This is a genomic window from Cupriavidus taiwanensis (genome assembly GCF_900250115.1).
GTDB classification, from domain to species: Bacteria; Pseudomonadota; Gammaproteobacteria; order Burkholderiales; family Burkholderiaceae; genus Cupriavidus; species Cupriavidus taiwanensis_B.
The window spans coordinates 422576-438224 of record NZ_LT984803.1; the positions used below are offsets into that span (position 1 = coordinate 422576).

Genomic DNA, 15649 nt, shown 5'->3' on the forward strand with positions numbered 1-15649 from the left:
CCGGCGCCCCTCAGCGGGCCGCGATCACCATGGCAGGCCTGGAAAAAGACACCCCCCATCCCACCGCGCTGACGGTGCACACGCAATCGCGCGTGCTCGAGATCGGCTTCGACAACGGCCGCAGCTTCCGGCTGCCGTTCGAGCTGCTGCGCGTGTACTCGCCCTCCGCCGAAGTCCAGGGCCACGGCCCGGGGCAGGAGGTGCTGCAGACCGGCAAGCGCGAGGTCGGCGTCGACGCGGTCGAGCCGGTCGGCAACTACGCCATCCAGATCCGCTTTTCCGACGGCCACGACACCGGCATCTATTCCTGGGACCTGCTGTACCGCCTGGGCGACAACCAGGACGCGTTGTGGCAGGACTACCTGCAGCGCCTGGAAGCGGCCGGCGCCGATCGCGACACCCCGATGCCCGCCGCCGGCGGCGGGCACGCCTGTGGCCATCACTGAGCCACCCCCGACAATCCTGGAGTCTTGAAAGATGAGTGAAACCCACTTCGGGTTCGAAAAGGTCGACGAAACGGAAAAGGCCGGCAAGGTGGCCGGCGTGTTCCATTCGGTGGCCACCAAGTACGACGTGATGAACGACCTGATGTCGGGCGGCATGCACCGTCTCTGGAAGATGTTCACCATCGCACAGGCCGGGGTGCGCCCGGGCCACAAGGTGCTGGACATTGCCGGCGGCACCGGTGACCTGGCCAAGGCGTTCGCGAAGCAGGCCGGGCCGACCGGGCAGGTCTGGCTGACCGACATCAACGAGTCGATGCTGCGCGTCGGCCGCGACCGGCTGCTCGACAAGGGCATCGTCACGCCGGTGGCGCTGTGCGACGCCGAGAAGATCCCCTTCCCCGACAACTACTTCGACCTGGTCACGGTCGCCTTCGGCCTGCGCAACATGACGCACAAGGACGCCGCGCTGGCCGAGATGCGCCGCGTGGTCAAGCCGGGCGGCAAGGTCATGGTGCTGGAGTTCTCCAAGGTGTGGAAACCGCTGGAGAAGGCCTACGACGTCTATTCTTTCAAGGTGCTGCCCTGGCTGGGTGAAAGGGTGGCAGGGGATGCCCCGAGCTATCGCTATCTCGCGGAATCGATCAGAATGCATCCAGACCAGGTTTCGCTTGTACGCTTAATGGAACATGCGGGCCTGGAGAATGTCGAATACTTCAATCTGACGGCCGGAGTGGTGGCGCTCCACGTCGGGCGCAAGTATTAGAAGCATTGAAATCGCCATGCCTCGCCCCAAGATGGGGTGAAACTGACAGGGGATAGCAGAATATGTCGTCAATTCGTGGAAAATTCCTGGTTGGGTCGCTGATTACCGCGATTGCCTTCGGGATGGTGTTCGACGCCAATGCCAAGCGCATGGGTGGCTCGCGCAGCATCGGCAAGCAATCGTCGACGGTCACGCAGCAGCGCCAGCAGGCGCCGCAGCCTACTTCGCCGACCCAGCAACCGGCGCAACAGCCCACCCAGGCAGCCCCTGCCACCGCCGGTGCCGCCGGCGCGGCGGCGGCCGCGGCGCCCAAGCGCAACTGGGGCGGGATCCTGGGCGGCATCGCCGCGGGCCTGGGCATTGGCTGGCTGCTGTCGCACCTTGGCCTGGGCGGCGCGGCACTGAGCTTCCTGTCCAACCTGATCCTGATCGCGCTCGTCGCGTTCGCCGCGATCTGGCTGATCCGCAAGTTCCGCGGCGGCAGCAAGCGCGGCGCGCAGCCGGCCTACGCCGGTGCCGGCCATGCGCCCGACCTCGGCCGCAATGCCGAGCCGATGTTCCGCGGCGAGCCGACGCCGCCCGCCTCCGGCAACGTGTCGGCCAGCCCGGTATTGCCCGCCGCCGCTGGCGCCGCCGCCGCCGGTGCCGTGGCGCAGCAGCCCTGGGGCGTGCCGGCCGACTTCGACGCCGAAGCCTTCCTGCGCAACGCCAAGGTCCACTTCGTGCGCCTGCAGGCCGCGTGGGATGCCGGCAACCTGGACGACATCCGCGAATTCACCACGCCGGAGATGTTCGCCGAGATCAAGATGGACCTGGCCGAGCGCGGTACCGAGGTCAACAAGACCGACGTGGTCACGCTCGAAGCCCAGCTGCTCGGCATCGAGTCGTCGCCGGCCCAGCACCTGGCCAGCGTGCGTTTCTCTGGCATGATCCGCGAAAAGGCGGGCGAGGCGGCGCAGCCGTTCGGCGAGGTCTGGAACCTGGCCAAGCCGGTCTCCGGCAGCGGCGGCTGGCTGCTGGCCGGGATCCAGCAAGAGTCCTGATGCCGCACCCCGCGGCGGTGATGCGCCGGGGGGAGTAGCTTAGAATGGAGGCCCACGCGAAAGCGTGGGCCTTTTTGTTTGCGACGCCGCTCCCGCGCGTCGCCGCCTGCCCGCCAACCGCGCTGTCATGAATACTCTGCCTTCCGCCCTGGCCACGCCTGCCGTCTCGGCACTGAACCACCTGCTCGAGCAGGAGCCGTGGGCCCGCAACCAACTGGCGCCGTTTGCCGGACGCGTGATCCGTTTCGATGCCGCCGCCTTCGAGCTGTCGCTCAAGGTGACCGAGCACGGCTGCACGGAACTGGCGCCCGCGGCCGAGGCGCCCGCGGTGACGCTGCGCGTGCCGGTGCAGCAGTGGCCGCTGGTGGCCGCCGACGTGGCCGAGGGCGGCCAGGCCGCCGCCATGCGCCATGTGCGCATCGAGGGCGACGCCGAGCTGGCCAACACGGTTTCGACGCTGGCGCGCAACCTGCGCTGGGATGCCGCCGAGGACCTGTCGCGCGCGCTGCGCGGCATCCTGGGCGGGCCGGTCAGCGACAGCGTGGCGCAGCGCGTGGTCGACGGCGCGCGCCAGGTCCACGAACAGGCCACGCGCGTGGGCCGTGCGCTGGTGGACAACGTCACCGAATACCTGCTCGACGAACGGCCGACCCTGGTGCGACACGCCGCGCTGGACGACTTCGGCGCCGACGTGGGCCGGCTGCGCGACCGCCTGGCGCGGCTGGAGAAGCGGCTGGAGCGGCTCGAGCGCGGCGCCGCGCCGCCCGCGCCGGGCGCTTCCGGCCCTTCCGGCAAGCTGCCGTCGCCGCACCGCTGAGCCGGCCCAGCCGCGCTTCCCCCCGACCATCCACCGACTGCCTGCCCGGCCCCGTGAAGACTCCCGAATGACCCGCCTCCTGCGCCTTGGCAAGATCCTTTTCGTCATCCTCTACTACGGCCTGGACGAGCTGGTGCTCTCGGGCTTCAGCAGCCGCAGGATCCGCTTCCTGGTACGGGTCATCACCATTGGCCGCAAGCTCGACATGCCGCGCGGCGTGCGGCTGCGGCTGGCGCTGACGCGGCTGGGCCCGATCTTCGTCAAGTTCGGCCAGGTGCTGTCGACCCGGCGTGACCTGATGCCGCCGGACATTGCCGACGAGCTTGCCAAGCTGCAGGACCAGGTGCCGCCGTTCGATTCGGCGGTGGCGGTCAGGATCATCGAGCGCTCGCTCGGGCGGCCGCTGGACCAGCTGTTCGAGACCTTCGAGCACCAGCCGGTGGCGAGCGCGTCGATCGCGCAGGTCCACTTCGCCACGCTCAAGGGCGGCCCCAGTCACGGCCGCGAGGTCGCGGTGAAGGTGCTGCGTCCCGGCATGCTGCCGGTGATCGACAGCGACCTGGCGCTGATGCGCGACATGGCCACCTGGCTCGAGCGCTTCTGGGCCGACGGCAAGCGCCTGAAGCCGCGCGAGGTGGTGGCCGAGTTCGACAAATACCTCCACGACGAGCTCGACCTGATGATCGAGGCGGCCAACGCCAGCCAGCTGCGCCGCAACTTTGCCGATACCAACCTGCTGCTGGTGCCCGAGGTGTTCTGGGACTGGTGCAGCAGCACGGTGTTCGTGATGGAGCGCATGCACGGCATCCCGATCTCGCGCACCGAGTCGCTCAAGGCCGCCGGCGTCGACATGCACCAGCTGGCGGAGGAGGGCGTCGAGATCTTCTTCACCCAGGTGTTCCGCGACGGCTTCTTCCATGCCGACATGCACCCGGGCAACATCCTGGTGTCGGTGCAGCCCGAGACCTTCGGCCGCTATATCGCGCTCGACTTCGGCATCGTCGGCGCGCTGTCCGAGTTCGACAAGAACTACCTGGCGCAGAACTTCATCGCCTTCTTCCGCCGTGACTACCACCGCGTGGCGTTGCTGCACGTGGAATCAGGCTGGGTCCCGCCCGAGACCCGCGTCGAGGAACTGGAAAGCGCGGTGCGCGCCTGCTGCGAGCCGTACTTCGACAAGCCGCTCAAGGAAATCTCGCTGGGCATGGTGCTGATGCGGCTGTTCCAGACCTCGCGCCGCTTCAACGTCGAAATCCAGCCGCAGCTGGTGCTGCTGCAGAAGACCCTGCTCAATATCGAGGGGCTGGGCCGCCAGCTCGATCCGGACCTGGACCTGTGGAAGACCGCGAAGCCGTTCCTGGAGCGCTGGATGCACGAGCAGGTGGGCTGGCAGGGCGCGTGGGAGCGGATCAAGGTGGAGGCGCCGCTGTGGGCCAAGATGCTGCCCGATTTCCCCCGCCTGGCGCACCAGTTCCTGGAGCGTCGCGCGCTCACCACCAATGGCGAGCAGGACAAGCTGCTGGCGCTGCTGGTGGTGGAGCAGCGCCGCACCAACCGGCTGCTCGGCACCGCGGTGCTGCTGGTGGGCGGCTTTGTCGCCGGCATCGTGCTCACGCACGTGCTGGGCTGGGCCGGCTACTGGTAGTGGCAGCCGGCAAGTAACCCAAGGAAACCGATGAGCGATACCACCAAGCCAGCGCCCAGCTTCACCACCCGCAACGCCGGCGACCCGGCGTTCTGGGACGAGCGCTTCAAGGAGGGCTTCACGCCCTGGGACCTGGGCGGCGTACCCGAGGAATTCCGCCGCTTTATCGAAGGCCGCCAGCCATGTCCGACGCTGGTGCCGGGCTGCGGCAACGGCTGGGAGGCGGCGTGGCTGTTCGAGCGCGGCTGGCCGGTGACGGCAATCGACTTCTCGGCGCAGGCGGTGGCGTCGGCGCGGCGCGCGCTCGGGCCGGCCGGGGCCGTGGTGCAGCAGGGCGATTTCTTCGCCTTTGCGCCGCAGCCGGCGTGCGAGCTGATCTACGAGCGCGCCTTCCTGTGCGCGCTGCCGCCGGCGCTGCGCGCGGCCTATGGCGCCCGCGTGGCCGAGCTGCTGCCCCCGGGCGGCTTGCTGGCGGGCTACTTCTACCTGGGCGAGAACCGCGGCGGACCGCCGTTCGCGATGCCGGAGGCGGAGCTCGACGCGCTGCTCGGGCCGGCCTTCGAGCGCATCGAAGACCGCGCCTCGGCCGCGCCGCTGCCGGTGTTCCAGGGGCAGGAGCGCTGGCAGGTATGGCGCCGGCGCGGCGCCTGAAGCCGCCTGCCCGGACGTCCTGTGGCGAAGCCGGGGCCCCGCGTGGCGCATTCGCGCCAGCGGGGAATTTTTTTCGCCCGCGCCGGTCTGCGTCGCTATAATCCGCGTTTTGATTCGGCTACGACCGCGGGCCCCCGCCGCGTTGCCCGCCACGCCGGGACAGCGCCAGGTACCCCGATATGCGGCCCCGACCGATGAATTGGACTCCGGGCCACCGCGCGCACCCGCGCCCGGCCGCCCGGCATTCGGTTTTTCGCCACAAGGGCACCTTCTGCATAGGGCAGCGGCATGCTGATCTGGTTTGTCATCATCTACTGGGTAATCTCGGTCGGCATCGGCCTGTGGGCGGCGCTGCGCGTGCGCAACACCACCGATTTCGCCGTCGCCGGGCGCAGCCTGCCGTTCCATATCGTCACTGCCACCGTCTTCGCCACCTGGTTCGGCTCGGAGACGGTGCTGGGCATTCCCGCCGTATTCCTGAAGGAAGGCCTGTCGGGCGTGGTTTCCGACCCGTTCGGGTCGTCGCTGTGCCTGATCCTGGTGGGCCTGTTCTTCGCCCGGCCGCTGTACCGGATGAACCTGCTGACCATCGGCGACTACTACCACAACCGCTATGGCCGGCTGGCCGAGGTGCTGACCACGCTGTGCATCGTGGTCTCCTACCTGGGCTGGGTCGCGGCGCAGATCAAGGCGCTGGGGCTGGTGTTCTATACCGTGTCGGACGGCGCGCTGTCGCAGGAGGCCGGCATGATGATCGGCGCCGCCAGCGTGCTGGTCTATACGCTGTTCGGCGGCATGTGGTCGGTGGCGATCACCGACTTCATCCAGATGATCATCATCGTGATCGGCATGATGTATATCGGCTACGAGGTCAGCGGCCAGGCCGGCGGCGTCAGCGCGGTGGTGTCGCATGCCGCCGCGGCCGGCAAGTTCGAGTTCTGGCCGGCGCTGGATTTCGTGCAGATCATCGGCTTCGCCGCGGCGCTGTTCACCATGATGCTGGGCTCGATCCCGCAGCAGGACGTGTTCCAGCGGGTGACCTCGTCGCGCACCGAGCAGATCGCCGGGCGCGCCTCGGTGCTGGGCGGCGTGCTGTACTTCGGCTTCGCCTTTATCCCGATGTTCCTGGCGTATTCGGCCACGCTGATCGATCCGGGCATGGTGGCCAGGTACATCGACACCGACTCGCAACTGATCCTGCCGCAACTGATCCTGCAGCACGCGCCGATGTTCGCGCAGGTGATGTTCTTCGGCGCGCTGCTGTCGGCGATCAAGAGCTGCGCCTCGGCGACGCTGCTGGCGCCGTCGGTGACCTTTGCCGAGAACATCCTGCGGCCGTACTTCCGCCACCTCGACGACAAGCAGTTCCTGCGCGTGATGCAGACGGTGGTGCTGGTGTTTACCGCGCTGGTGACGCTGTTCGCGCTGAACTCGCACCTGTCGATCTTCCATATGGTCGAAAATGCCTACAAGGTCACGCTGGTGTCGTCGTTCGTGCCGCTGGCCTTCGGCATGTTCTGGAAGCACGCTACCCGCCAGGGCGGGCTGGCCGCGATCCTGCTGGGACTGTCGTCGTGGCTCACCTGCGAGATCGCCTTTGCCGACGCCGTGGTGCCGCCGCAGATGGTGGGCCTGCTGTTCTCGGTCAGCGGCATGGTGATCGGTTCGCTGCTGCCGCAGTGGATTGCGGATCACGCGCCGGTCAAGGAAGTCCATATCGCCTGACGGCGCGGGCGCGCCCACCCCCTTATTTCCACCGATCAGGCAGCCCCGGAACGGTTTATAATTCAAGGCTTTGCATCGCCGCGCGGGCTATTCCCGCGGCTGCCCCGGCGGGCGGCGATGCCCGTCCTGGTACCGAATCCCCAAGTTTTCTCGCTAAATAACACCATGCCGATCTATGCCTACCGTTGCGACGCCTGCGGCCACGGGCGCGATGTGCTGCAGAAAATGAGCGATGCCCCGCTGACGGACTGCCCGTCGTGCGGCGCCGCCGGCGCGTTCAAGAAGCAGCTGACCGCTGCCGGCTTCCAGCTCAAGGGCTCGGGCTGGTACGTGACCGACTTCCGCGGCGGCAGCGGCGGAGCCAGCGCGCCCGCGGCCACCGGCGGCGCTGCCGCGGCCGCGGCGAGCGCGCCGGCGGCGGCTGAAGCGTCGTCGGGCGGCGCCGCCGCGGCGGCCCCGGCGCCGGCCGCCGGCGGTTGCGGCAGCGCCTGCGCCTGCCACTGAGCCGGACCCGCCCCGTGGTAGCCAAGAAGACTTCCGCCCTGAAAACCTGGTTCCTGACCGGGCTGCTGGTGCTGGTGCCGCTGGGCATCACGCTGTGGGTGCTGAGCCTGATCATCGGCACGATGGACCAGAGCCTGGCGCTGCTGCCCGAGGCCTGGCGGCCGGACCGGCTGATGTTCGGCAAGCGCGTCACCGGCCTCGGCGCGATCCTGACGCTGCTGTTCATCCTGCTGGTCGGGCTGCTGGCGCATAACTTCATCGGCCAGCGCCTGGTGCGCTGGTGGGAAGCGCTGCTGGGCCATATCCCGGTGGTGGGCCCGATCTACACCAGCGTCAAGCAGGTCTCGGACACGCTGCTGTCGTCGTCGGGCAATGCCTTCCGCAAGGCGCTGCTGGTGCAGTACCCGCGCGAGGGCTCGTGGACCATCGCCTTCCTGACCGGCCGCCCCGGCGGCGACGTGCAGAACCACCTGCAGGGCGAATACGTCAGCGTCTACGTGCCGACCACCCCCAATCCGACCTCGGGCTTCTTCCTGATGATGCCCAAGGCCGACACCATCGAACTCGACATGACCGTCGACGCCGCGCTCAAGTACATCGTCTCGATGGGCGTGGTGGCGCCGGCGGAATTGCCGCGCAAGAACGGCAGCGCGCCCCGGCCGGTAACCGCGAGTGCGGCCGGCAGGTCCAGCAGCGAGGAACCGGTCCAGACGACCGATCCTTGAGCCTCCAAACTGATCACGGGCTGCGCGCTGCAAGCGGGCAGCCGCGTTTTACCGGGAATCTCCTTATGTCCTCCATGCGTACTCACTACTGCGGTCTGGTGACCGAACAATTCTCGGGCCAGGAAGTGGCCCTGACCGGCTGGGTCCAGCGCCGCCGCGACCATGGCGGCGTGATCTTCATCGACCTGCGCGACCGCGAGGGCCTGGTGCAGGTAGTGTGCGATCCGGATCGCCCCGAGATGTTCAAGGCCGCGGAAGAGATCCGCAACGAGTTCTGCATCCGCATCACCGGCAAGGTGCGCCCGCGCCCGGCCGGCACCGAGAACGCCAACCTGACCTCGGGCAAGATCGAGGTGCTGTGCCACGAGCTGAACGTGCTGAACCCGTCGGTCACGCCCCCGTTCCAGCTCGACGACGACAACCTGTCGGAAACCACGCGCCTGACCCACCGCGTGCTGGACCTGCGCCGCCCGCAGATGCAGTACAACCTGCGCCTGCGCTACAAGGTGGCGATGGAAGTGCGCAAGTTCCTGGACGCGCAGGGCTTCATCGACATCGAGACCCCGATGCTGGGCAAGAGCACGCCCGAAGGCGCGCGCGACTACCTGGTGCCGTCGCGGGTGAACCCGGGCCACTTCTTCGCGCTGCCGCAATCGCCGCAGATCTTCAAGCAGATGCTGATGGTGTCGGGCTTCGACCGCTACTACCAGATCACCAAGTGCTTCCGCGACGAAGACCTGCGCGCCGACCGCCAGCCGGAATTCACGCAGATCGACTGCGAGACCTCGTTCCTGACCGAGCAGGAGATCCGCGACCTGTTCGAGGACATGATGCGCACGGTGTTCAAGAACGCCATCGATGTCGACCTCGACGCCAAGTTCCCGGTGATGGAGTTCCGCGAGGCCATGGCCCGCTTCGGCTCGGACAAGCCTGACCTGCGCGTCAAGCTGGAATTCACCGAACTGACCGAGGTGATGAAGGACGTCGACTTCAAGGTGTTCTCGGGCCCGGCCAACAGCGACAACGGCCGCGTGGTCGGCCTGCGCGTGCCGGGCGGCGGAGCCATCTCGCGCGGCGAGATCGACGCCTACACCCAGTTCGTCGGCATCTACGGCGCCAAGGGCCTGGCCTGGATCAAGGTCAACGAAGTCGCCAAGGGCCGCGACGGCCTGCAATCGCCGATCGTCAAGAACCTGCACGACGCCGCCATTGCCGAGATCCTGAAGCGCACCGGCGCCCAGGACGGCGACATCATCTTCTTCGGCGCCGACAAGGCCAAGGTGGTCAACGACTCGATCGGCGCGCTGCGCCTGAAGATCGGCCACTCGGACTTCGGCAAGGCCAACGGCCTGTTCGAGGATGCCTGGAAGCCGCTGTGGGTGGTGGACTTCCCGATGTTCGAGTACGACGAGGAAGACGCGCGCTGGGTGGCGATGCACCACCCGTTCACCAGCCCAAAGGACGAGCACCTGGAATACCTCGAGACCGATCCGGGCAAGTGCCTGGCCAAGGCCTACGACATGGTGCTGAACGGCTGGGAAATGGGCGGCGGCTCGGTGCGGATCTTCCGTTCCGACATCCAGAGCAAGGTGTTCCGCGCGCTCAAGATCAACGACGAGGAAGCCCGCGCCAAGTTCGGCTACCTGCTCGACGCGCTGCAGTACGGCGCGCCCCCGCACGGCGGCCTGGCGTTCGGCCTGGACCGCATCGTCACGATGATGGCCGGCGCCGACTCGATCCGCGACGTGATCGCCTTCCCCAAGACCCAGCGCGCCCAGGACCTGCTGACGCAGGCGCCGAGCTCGGTCGACGAGAAGCAGCTGCGCGAGCTGCATATCCGCCTGCGCACCGCCGAGCCCAAGCCCAACGCCTGACCGCTTCCGGATCGCTCGTTCTGCAAAAAAGCCGCGCAAATGCGCGGCTTTTTTTCTTTCTGCGCAACGCCGCTGCGCTGGGCGTATGGTTTCGATTTGTTACCGTCCGGAACGAAGGCGGCGGCGGGGCGGTCTTTTTTCTTTGATCCGCAATTCAACACGCAATTTGCCGAGGGGCCCTGTGATGAAGGTTCCCGGCACTCGGGAGGAAATTCGTGAACCTGAACCTGGATATTGAACTGATCCGCCAGTTCCTGCTGGCCCACCAGGAAACCATCCTGACCTGGCTGGCGGCCGGACTGATCATGATGCTGCTGGCCCGCTTCGAGCTGCGCCGCGCCCAGCGCCGCGCGGCGCAGGCCATGTCCGAATCGGTTGCCACCACCGTGGCCGCCTGCGTGCCGGATATCGCCCATGCGGTGCAGGCGGCGTCGCCCGAGGCGGCGGCCGAGCCGGTCGAGATGCAGCGCGCCGAGGCCCTGCGCCGGCTGGCGCTGGACACCGTCGGCGTGGTGATGACGCGCGGGCGCTGGCTCGACGAACTGGGCAACCTGCGCCTGGCCGACGATGCCTTGCTCGCCGGCCAGCGCGCCGAGGGCGCCGATCCGCTGCTGGTGGTGGCGCCGCAGCCGGTGGTGCAGGCCTACCTCGATGCGCAGCGCGTATTCGAGGACGAGGCCGCGCAGGTGCAGGCGCTGCGCCGCGACGCCCAGCGCGTGCAGGAGGCGCTGCAGGCGCTGGACGCCGAGGCCGCCCATATCGAGCAGGAAACCGGCAGCATCGTGCTGCGCTTCGAGCAGGTCAACGCGCAAGTGGCGCAGGGCATGGATGGCGGCGATTACCAGCGCTTCCTGATCCAGAAGTACAACACGCTGGGCCAGCGCGAGAAGGACATCGCGCAGGAGCGCACGCGGCTGCAGGGCGAAGCGCGGCAGCGCGCCGAGACCCTGGCCACCCACGCGCATGCCGCCTCAAAGCGCTACCGCCACGCGCTGGCGCCGCTGATGGAGCAGCTGCGCGCGGCCTGGGGCCATGGCGAATCGCCGCAGGTGTTCGACACCTGGCAGCGCCACGGCGGCACCGAGCCGTACCTGGCACCGCATTCCATGCACGGCGCGCGCAGCGCGGCCTGATCCGGCATGCGGGCGCAGCGCGCGCATGCCCGCGGCGCGGCGCTTTCCCGTGGCAAGCGCGCGCGCCTGCGCTATCCTTGGGTTTGTCCTTTGGCCCAGACCCATGTCCTACAAGATCCCGGAATCCGTGCTGGTGGTGATTTACACGCCAGATCTTCAAGTCTTGCTGCTGGAACGCGCCGATCGCCCGGGGTTCTGGCAGTCCGTCACCGGCAGCCTCGACACCCTGGACGAACCGCTGGGGCTGACCGCGGCGCGTGAAGTCGCCGAGGAAACCGGCATCGTCGCCGGCGAGCACCAGCTGACCGACTGGGGCCATGCCATCCAGTACGACATCTACCCGCAGTGGCGCCACCGCTACGCCGAAGGGGTGACGCGCAATACCGAGCACTGGTTCGGCCTGCGCGTGGCCGAGGCGCTGCCGGTGACGCTGGCGCCACGCGAACACCTGCAATACAAGTGGCTGCCCTGGCAACAGGCGGCGCAGCAATGCTTTTCCAGCAGCAATGCCGACGCCATCCGCCAGCTGGCGTGGCGCGCGGCCGGTGCCGGCGCGTCGGGCGCGTCGGGCATGACGGCAGCAGCGGCAGTCGGAGGGCAGCCATGAAGTTGCGCGTGGTCACCTACAACATCCACAAGGGAGTGACCGGCATCGCGCGGCGCCCGCGCATCCAGAACGTGCGTGCCGGCCTGCACGCGATGGACGCGGACATCGTGTTCCTGCAGGAAGTGCAGGACCGCAACGACCGCCTGGTGGCCGCCGCGCTGTTCGACCCGGAACACACCCAGCTCAACTATCTCGCCACCGACGCCTATCCGCATTCGGTCTATGGCCGCAATGCGGTCTACGACTACGGCCATCACGGCAACGCGATCCTGTCGCGCCATCCGATCCTGATGTCCGAGAACCTCGATATCTCCGACCACCGCTTCGAGCAGCGCGGGCTGCTGCATGCGGTGGCGGACGTGCACGGCGTCGAGACCCACCTGATCTGCGTGCATTTCGGCCTGTTCGCGCGCAGCCGCGCGCGCCAGGCCGAGGCGCTGGTGGAGCGGGTGCAGAACGTGGTGCCGGCCGGCGTGCCGCTGGTGATCGCCGGCGACTTCAATGACTGGAACCACCGGCTCGACGCCCAGATCTGCAATACGCTGGGCGCGGTCGAGGCCTCGCACGCGCGCGGCGCGCGCCTGCATACCTTCCCCAGCCACATGCCGTGGTGGCAGCTCGACCGCATCTATGTGCGCGGCTACGAGATCGAGCGCGCCCACGCGCTGACCGGCCGCGACTGGGCGCAACGCTCCGACCACGTGCCGCTGGTGGCGGAACTGGGCCATCCGCTCGGCGGGATGGTGGAGCGGGACACGCCCGCGGACAAGGCCGCGTGAGGCAGGCGGGGGTCAGCCCGCGCCGCCGTCGCGGCCGGGCAGGGGATAGTCGCGGATAAAGGCGAACACCGCCTGCGCATCGTTCAGGTCCAGCACCGGCAGCGTGGTCATGGCGGCGACGGCGGCGGGATCGTCGCTGGCGACCGCCACCACGCCCGGCACCTCGTCCCACAGCGGCGCGCGGCCCAGCGCGGGGCGGAACACCTCCAGCTTGGGAAAATCGCTGCGCTTGTATCCTTCCACCAGCACCAGGTCGGTGTCGGGCGGCAGCACCGCGAGCGCATCGTCGAGTTCGGGCGAAGGCGCGGCTTCGGGGTAATGCCGCATCAACGTCAGGTGGCGCGCGCCGACCAGCACGACGTTGGCGCAGCCGGCCGCGCGCATGCGCCACGAATCCTTGCCGGGCGTGTCGGGATCGAAGCCGTGGTGGGTGTGCTTGACGCCGGCCACGCGCAGGCCGGCGCCGACGAAGCAGGGGATGAGCTGGTCCAGCAGCGTGGTCTTGCCGCTGCCGGACGAACCGGTAATGCCGAATACCTTCACCATGGGTTCCGTAGGGCCATCGGGAGTCTGCCTGTACGCCGGAATCGGTGCGCAGCGCATCGGCATCGACGATAGCAGAGTTCCGCGCCCCAATGTGCAGGCCGCGCCTTGCCCGCCGCAAACTGTCCGATAATCACGGCATGTCACGGATCTCCCACTCCGCCCAGGCCGAGGACGCCCCGGTGCACGACACCGCCACCACCGGCGAGCCGACCTATCGCCACCACATGCTGCGCTGGGCCTGGCGCCGCGGCAAGCCTACCATCGGCAACACCGTGCGGCTGCTGCACGGCGGCCAGGATTTCTTTCCGGCGCTGATCGCCGCGATCGACCAGGCCGCGTTCCAGGTCATGCTGGAAACCTACATCTATGCCGACGACGAGGTCGGCCGCGCCGTCGCCGACGCGCTGATCCGTGCCGCCGCGCGCGGGGTCGCGGTGCGCGTGACCGTGGACGGCTTCGGCGCCGGCGACATGCCCGCCGAACTGGCCGAACGGCTGCGCGCGGGCGGCGTGCACCTGCGCGTCTACCGCGCCATGCGCGGTTTCCGCCTGGCGCGGCGCCACCTGCGCCGGCTGCACCGCAAGCTCGCCGTGATCGATCGCCATGTCGCCTTCGTCGGCGGCATCAACATCATCGACGACCACAACCACGGGCCCTTCGAAGGCGCCAACCTGGGGCCGCGCTACGACTTCGCGGTGCAGGTCAGCGGGCCGCTGGTGGACCGCATCGCGCTGTCGTCGGAACGGCTGTGGTGGCGGCTGTCGCTGCGCGAGGCGCGCGGGAGCGAGCGCGCCGCCGCGGTTGCCGACTACCCGCTGGTGACCGACTTGCCGCCGCGCCCGGAAGCGAGCGGCGGCATCCGTGCCGCGCTGCTGCTGCGCGACAACCTGCGCAACCGCCGCACCATCGAGCGCGAATACCTGCGCGCGCTGGGCGCCGCGCGCCACGACGTGATCCTCGCCAACGCCTACTTCCTGCCGGGGCACAAGATGCGGCGCGCCTTGCTGGCCTGCCGCGGGCGCGGCGTGCGCGTGCGGCTGCTGCTGCAGGGCATGGTCGAATACCGGCTGCAGCACTACGCCACCCATGCGCTCTATGCCTCGTTGCTCGAGGCCGGCGTCGAGATCTACGAGTATGCCGAGAGCTTCCTGCACGCCAAGGTCGGTGTGGTCGACGAGGCCTGGGCCACGGTCGGCTCCAGCAACATGGATCCGTTCAGCCTGCTGCTCGCGCGCGAAGCCAACGTTGCCGTTTATGATGCCGCCTTCGCCGCTGAACTGCGCGAAGCGCTGGAGCGGGCCATTGCGCACCGCAGCGTGCGGGTGCTGCCCGACGCGCATGCGCGGCGCTCGCCACTGCACCGCCTGGCCAACTGGGCGGCCTACATGCTGCTGCGCCTGGGCGTGATCATCGCCGGGGTCACGGGCCGCTACTGAAGGGCTGCGCCGGGCATTGTGCGTTTGTTGCCATGCGGCACGGCCGCTGCAGCAAGCGCTGGCAGCGCGGGCGCTGGCGGACATGCTGCAATGCAGTCCGTTTAGAAACAGCGGTCTAATTAAAAGCTTGATGGGCAGGTGCCGCGCCAGAATAATCTGAACGACCGTTCTTTTTTGGCTTAGACTGCGTGCATTCGCGGTATGCACCGGCAAATCCGCCGGCCGCCCGCAAGCAATGAATGCAACGTCAGGGTCATACGCGGAGCCGCAGCAGGCCCCGCAGAACGGAGAAAAAACATGCGACACCAGTCAGCCCGTCTCGAATCCGCCGCCTCGTCGCCCTCGCCCATGCGCAAGGGCGAGATGACGCGCGTGGCGATTCTGGATGCCGCACTGGAATTGTCGTCCCGCGACGGGCTCGAAGGTCTGACCATCGGCCTGCTCGCGGAACGCATGCAGATGAGCAAGAGCGGCGTGTTCGCGCATTTCGGTTCGCGCGAAGACCTGCAGGTCGAGGTGGTGCGGGAGTATCACCGCCGGTTCGAGCAGGAGGTGTTCTATCCCTCGCTGCAGGAGCCGCGCGGACTGCCGCGGCTGTGGTCGATGGTGCGGCGCTGGATGGAGAAGCGCATCCAGGAAGTGACGACGGGATGCATCTACATCAGCGGCGCGGTGGAGTACGACGACCGCGCCGGCAGCCTGGTGCGTGACGAGCTGGTCAAGAGCGTCACCATCTGGCGGGCAGCGCTGAACCGCGCCATCAACCAGGCCAAGGAAGAGGGGCACCTGCGCGCGGACTGCGATCCGCGCCTGATGCTGTTCGAGATGTACAGCCTTGAACTAGGCTTGCATCATGACGCCCGTTTCCTGCGCCTGCCCGACAGCGCCGAGCTTGCCATGGTCGCGCTCAACAAACTGATTCAGTCTTACCGTACCTGAGGCCGTCGGGTCGGGC

At 68.2% G+C, this 15649-nt stretch carries 16 protein-coding genes; 15 read left to right on the forward strand and 1 reads right to left on the reverse strand.

Features of this window, described 5'->3' with window-relative positions; translation table 11 throughout:
- The first annotated feature begins 29 nt into the window (after positions 1 to 29).
- The 13 genes from CBM2586_RS02035 (at position 30) to CBM2586_RS02095 (ending at position 12712) form a co-directional block, all read left to right on the forward strand.
- Positions 30 to 446: a gamma-butyrobetaine hydroxylase-like domain-containing protein gene (locus CBM2586_RS02035; RefSeq protein ID WP_012351720.1), complete on the forward strand. Its 417-nt coding sequence runs from the start codon at positions 30 to 32 to the stop codon at positions 444 to 446.
- A gap of 31 nt (positions 447 to 477) precedes the next feature.
- Positions 478 to 1209, forward strand: coding sequence for a bifunctional demethylmenaquinone methyltransferase/2-methoxy-6-polyprenyl-1,4-benzoquinol methylase UbiE (gene ubiE / locus CBM2586_RS02040; protein ID WP_115663048.1), 732 nt, complete (start codon positions 478 to 480; stop codon positions 1207 to 1209).
- Between the two features lie 62 nt (positions 1210 to 1271).
- On the forward strand, positions 1272 to 2252 hold the full coding sequence (locus CBM2586_RS02045; RefSeq protein WP_115686714.1) for a Tim44 domain-containing protein: 981 nt from the start codon (positions 1272 to 1274) through the stop codon (positions 2250 to 2252).
- A gap of 127 nt (positions 2253 to 2379) precedes the next feature.
- Positions 2380 to 3069, forward strand: a complete 690-nt coding sequence (locus tag CBM2586_RS02050; protein ID WP_115686715.1) for a ubiquinone biosynthesis accessory factor UbiJ — start codon at positions 2380 to 2382, stop codon at positions 3067 to 3069.
- 67 nt (positions 3070 to 3136) lie between these two features.
- Positions 3137 to 4714: a ubiquinone biosynthesis regulatory protein kinase UbiB gene (gene ubiB, locus CBM2586_RS02055; RefSeq protein WP_115663045.1), complete on the forward strand. Its 1578-nt coding sequence runs from the start codon at positions 3137 to 3139 to the stop codon at positions 4712 to 4714.
- A 30-nt stretch (positions 4715 to 4744) separates the two neighbouring features.
- Positions 4745 to 5365: a methyltransferase domain-containing protein gene (locus tag CBM2586_RS02060; protein ID WP_115663044.1), complete on the forward strand. Its 621-nt coding sequence runs from the start codon at positions 4745 to 4747 to the stop codon at positions 5363 to 5365.
- Between the two features lie 288 nt (positions 5366 to 5653).
- A complete protein-coding gene (locus CBM2586_RS02065) occupies positions 5654 to 7090 on the forward strand; it encodes a sodium:solute symporter family protein (RefSeq protein WP_115663043.1) in 1437 nt (478 codons plus the stop codon).
- A 165-nt stretch (positions 7091 to 7255) separates the two neighbouring features.
- Complete coding sequence (locus tag CBM2586_RS02070; RefSeq protein ID WP_115663042.1) at positions 7256 to 7594, forward strand: FmdB family zinc ribbon protein; 339 nt, start codon at positions 7256 to 7258, stop codon at positions 7592 to 7594.
- A 14-nt stretch (positions 7595 to 7608) separates the two neighbouring features.
- The gene (locus CBM2586_RS02075; protein ID WP_115663837.1) at positions 7609 to 8319 is read left to right on the forward strand and encodes a DUF502 domain-containing protein; all 711 of its coding nucleotides are present in this window, start codon (positions 7609 to 7611) and stop codon (positions 8317 to 8319) included.
- Positions 8320 to 8384: 65 nt separating this feature from the next.
- Positions 8385 to 10193: an aspartate--tRNA ligase gene (gene aspS / locus CBM2586_RS02080; RefSeq protein ID WP_115686716.1), complete on the forward strand. Its 1809-nt coding sequence runs from the start codon at positions 8385 to 8387 to the stop codon at positions 10191 to 10193.
- A 221-nt stretch (positions 10194 to 10414) separates the two neighbouring features.
- A complete protein-coding gene (locus CBM2586_RS02085) occupies positions 10415 to 11326 on the forward strand; it encodes a hypothetical protein (protein ID WP_115688598.1) in 912 nt (303 codons plus the stop codon).
- 103 nt (positions 11327 to 11429) lie between these two features.
- Positions 11430 to 11933, forward strand: coding sequence for a dihydroneopterin triphosphate diphosphatase (nudB, locus tag CBM2586_RS02090; RefSeq protein WP_115663040.1), 504 nt, complete (start codon positions 11430 to 11432; stop codon positions 11931 to 11933).
- Entirely contained in the window at positions 11930 to 12712 is a 783-nt protein-coding gene (locus CBM2586_RS02095) for an endonuclease/exonuclease/phosphatase family protein (protein ID WP_018008770.1), read from the forward strand. The genes nudB and CBM2586_RS02095 overlap by 4 nt, the downstream gene beginning before the upstream one ends.
- 12 nt (positions 12713 to 12724) lie before the next feature.
- On the opposite strand, the gene mobB is transcribed toward CBM2586_RS02095, so the two are convergent.
- Positions 12725 to 13255, reverse strand: coding sequence for a molybdopterin-guanine dinucleotide biosynthesis protein B (mobB, locus tag CBM2586_RS02100; RefSeq protein ID WP_115663835.1), 531 nt, complete (start codon positions 13253 to 13255; stop codon positions 12725 to 12727).
- A 92-nt stretch (positions 13256 to 13347) separates the two neighbouring features.
- Between mobB and clsB the strand changes: the two genes are divergently transcribed.
- On the forward strand, positions 13348 to 14694 hold the full coding sequence (clsB, locus tag CBM2586_RS02105) for a cardiolipin synthase ClsB (RefSeq protein ID WP_115663039.1): 1347 nt from the start codon (positions 13348 to 13350) through the stop codon (positions 14692 to 14694).
- A 348-nt stretch (positions 14695 to 15042) separates the two neighbouring features.
- Positions 15043 to 15633: a TetR/AcrR family transcriptional regulator gene (locus CBM2586_RS02110; protein ID WP_062796770.1), complete on the forward strand. Its 591-nt coding sequence runs from the start codon at positions 15043 to 15045 to the stop codon at positions 15631 to 15633.
- Positions 15634 to 15649: the final 16 nt, after the last annotated feature.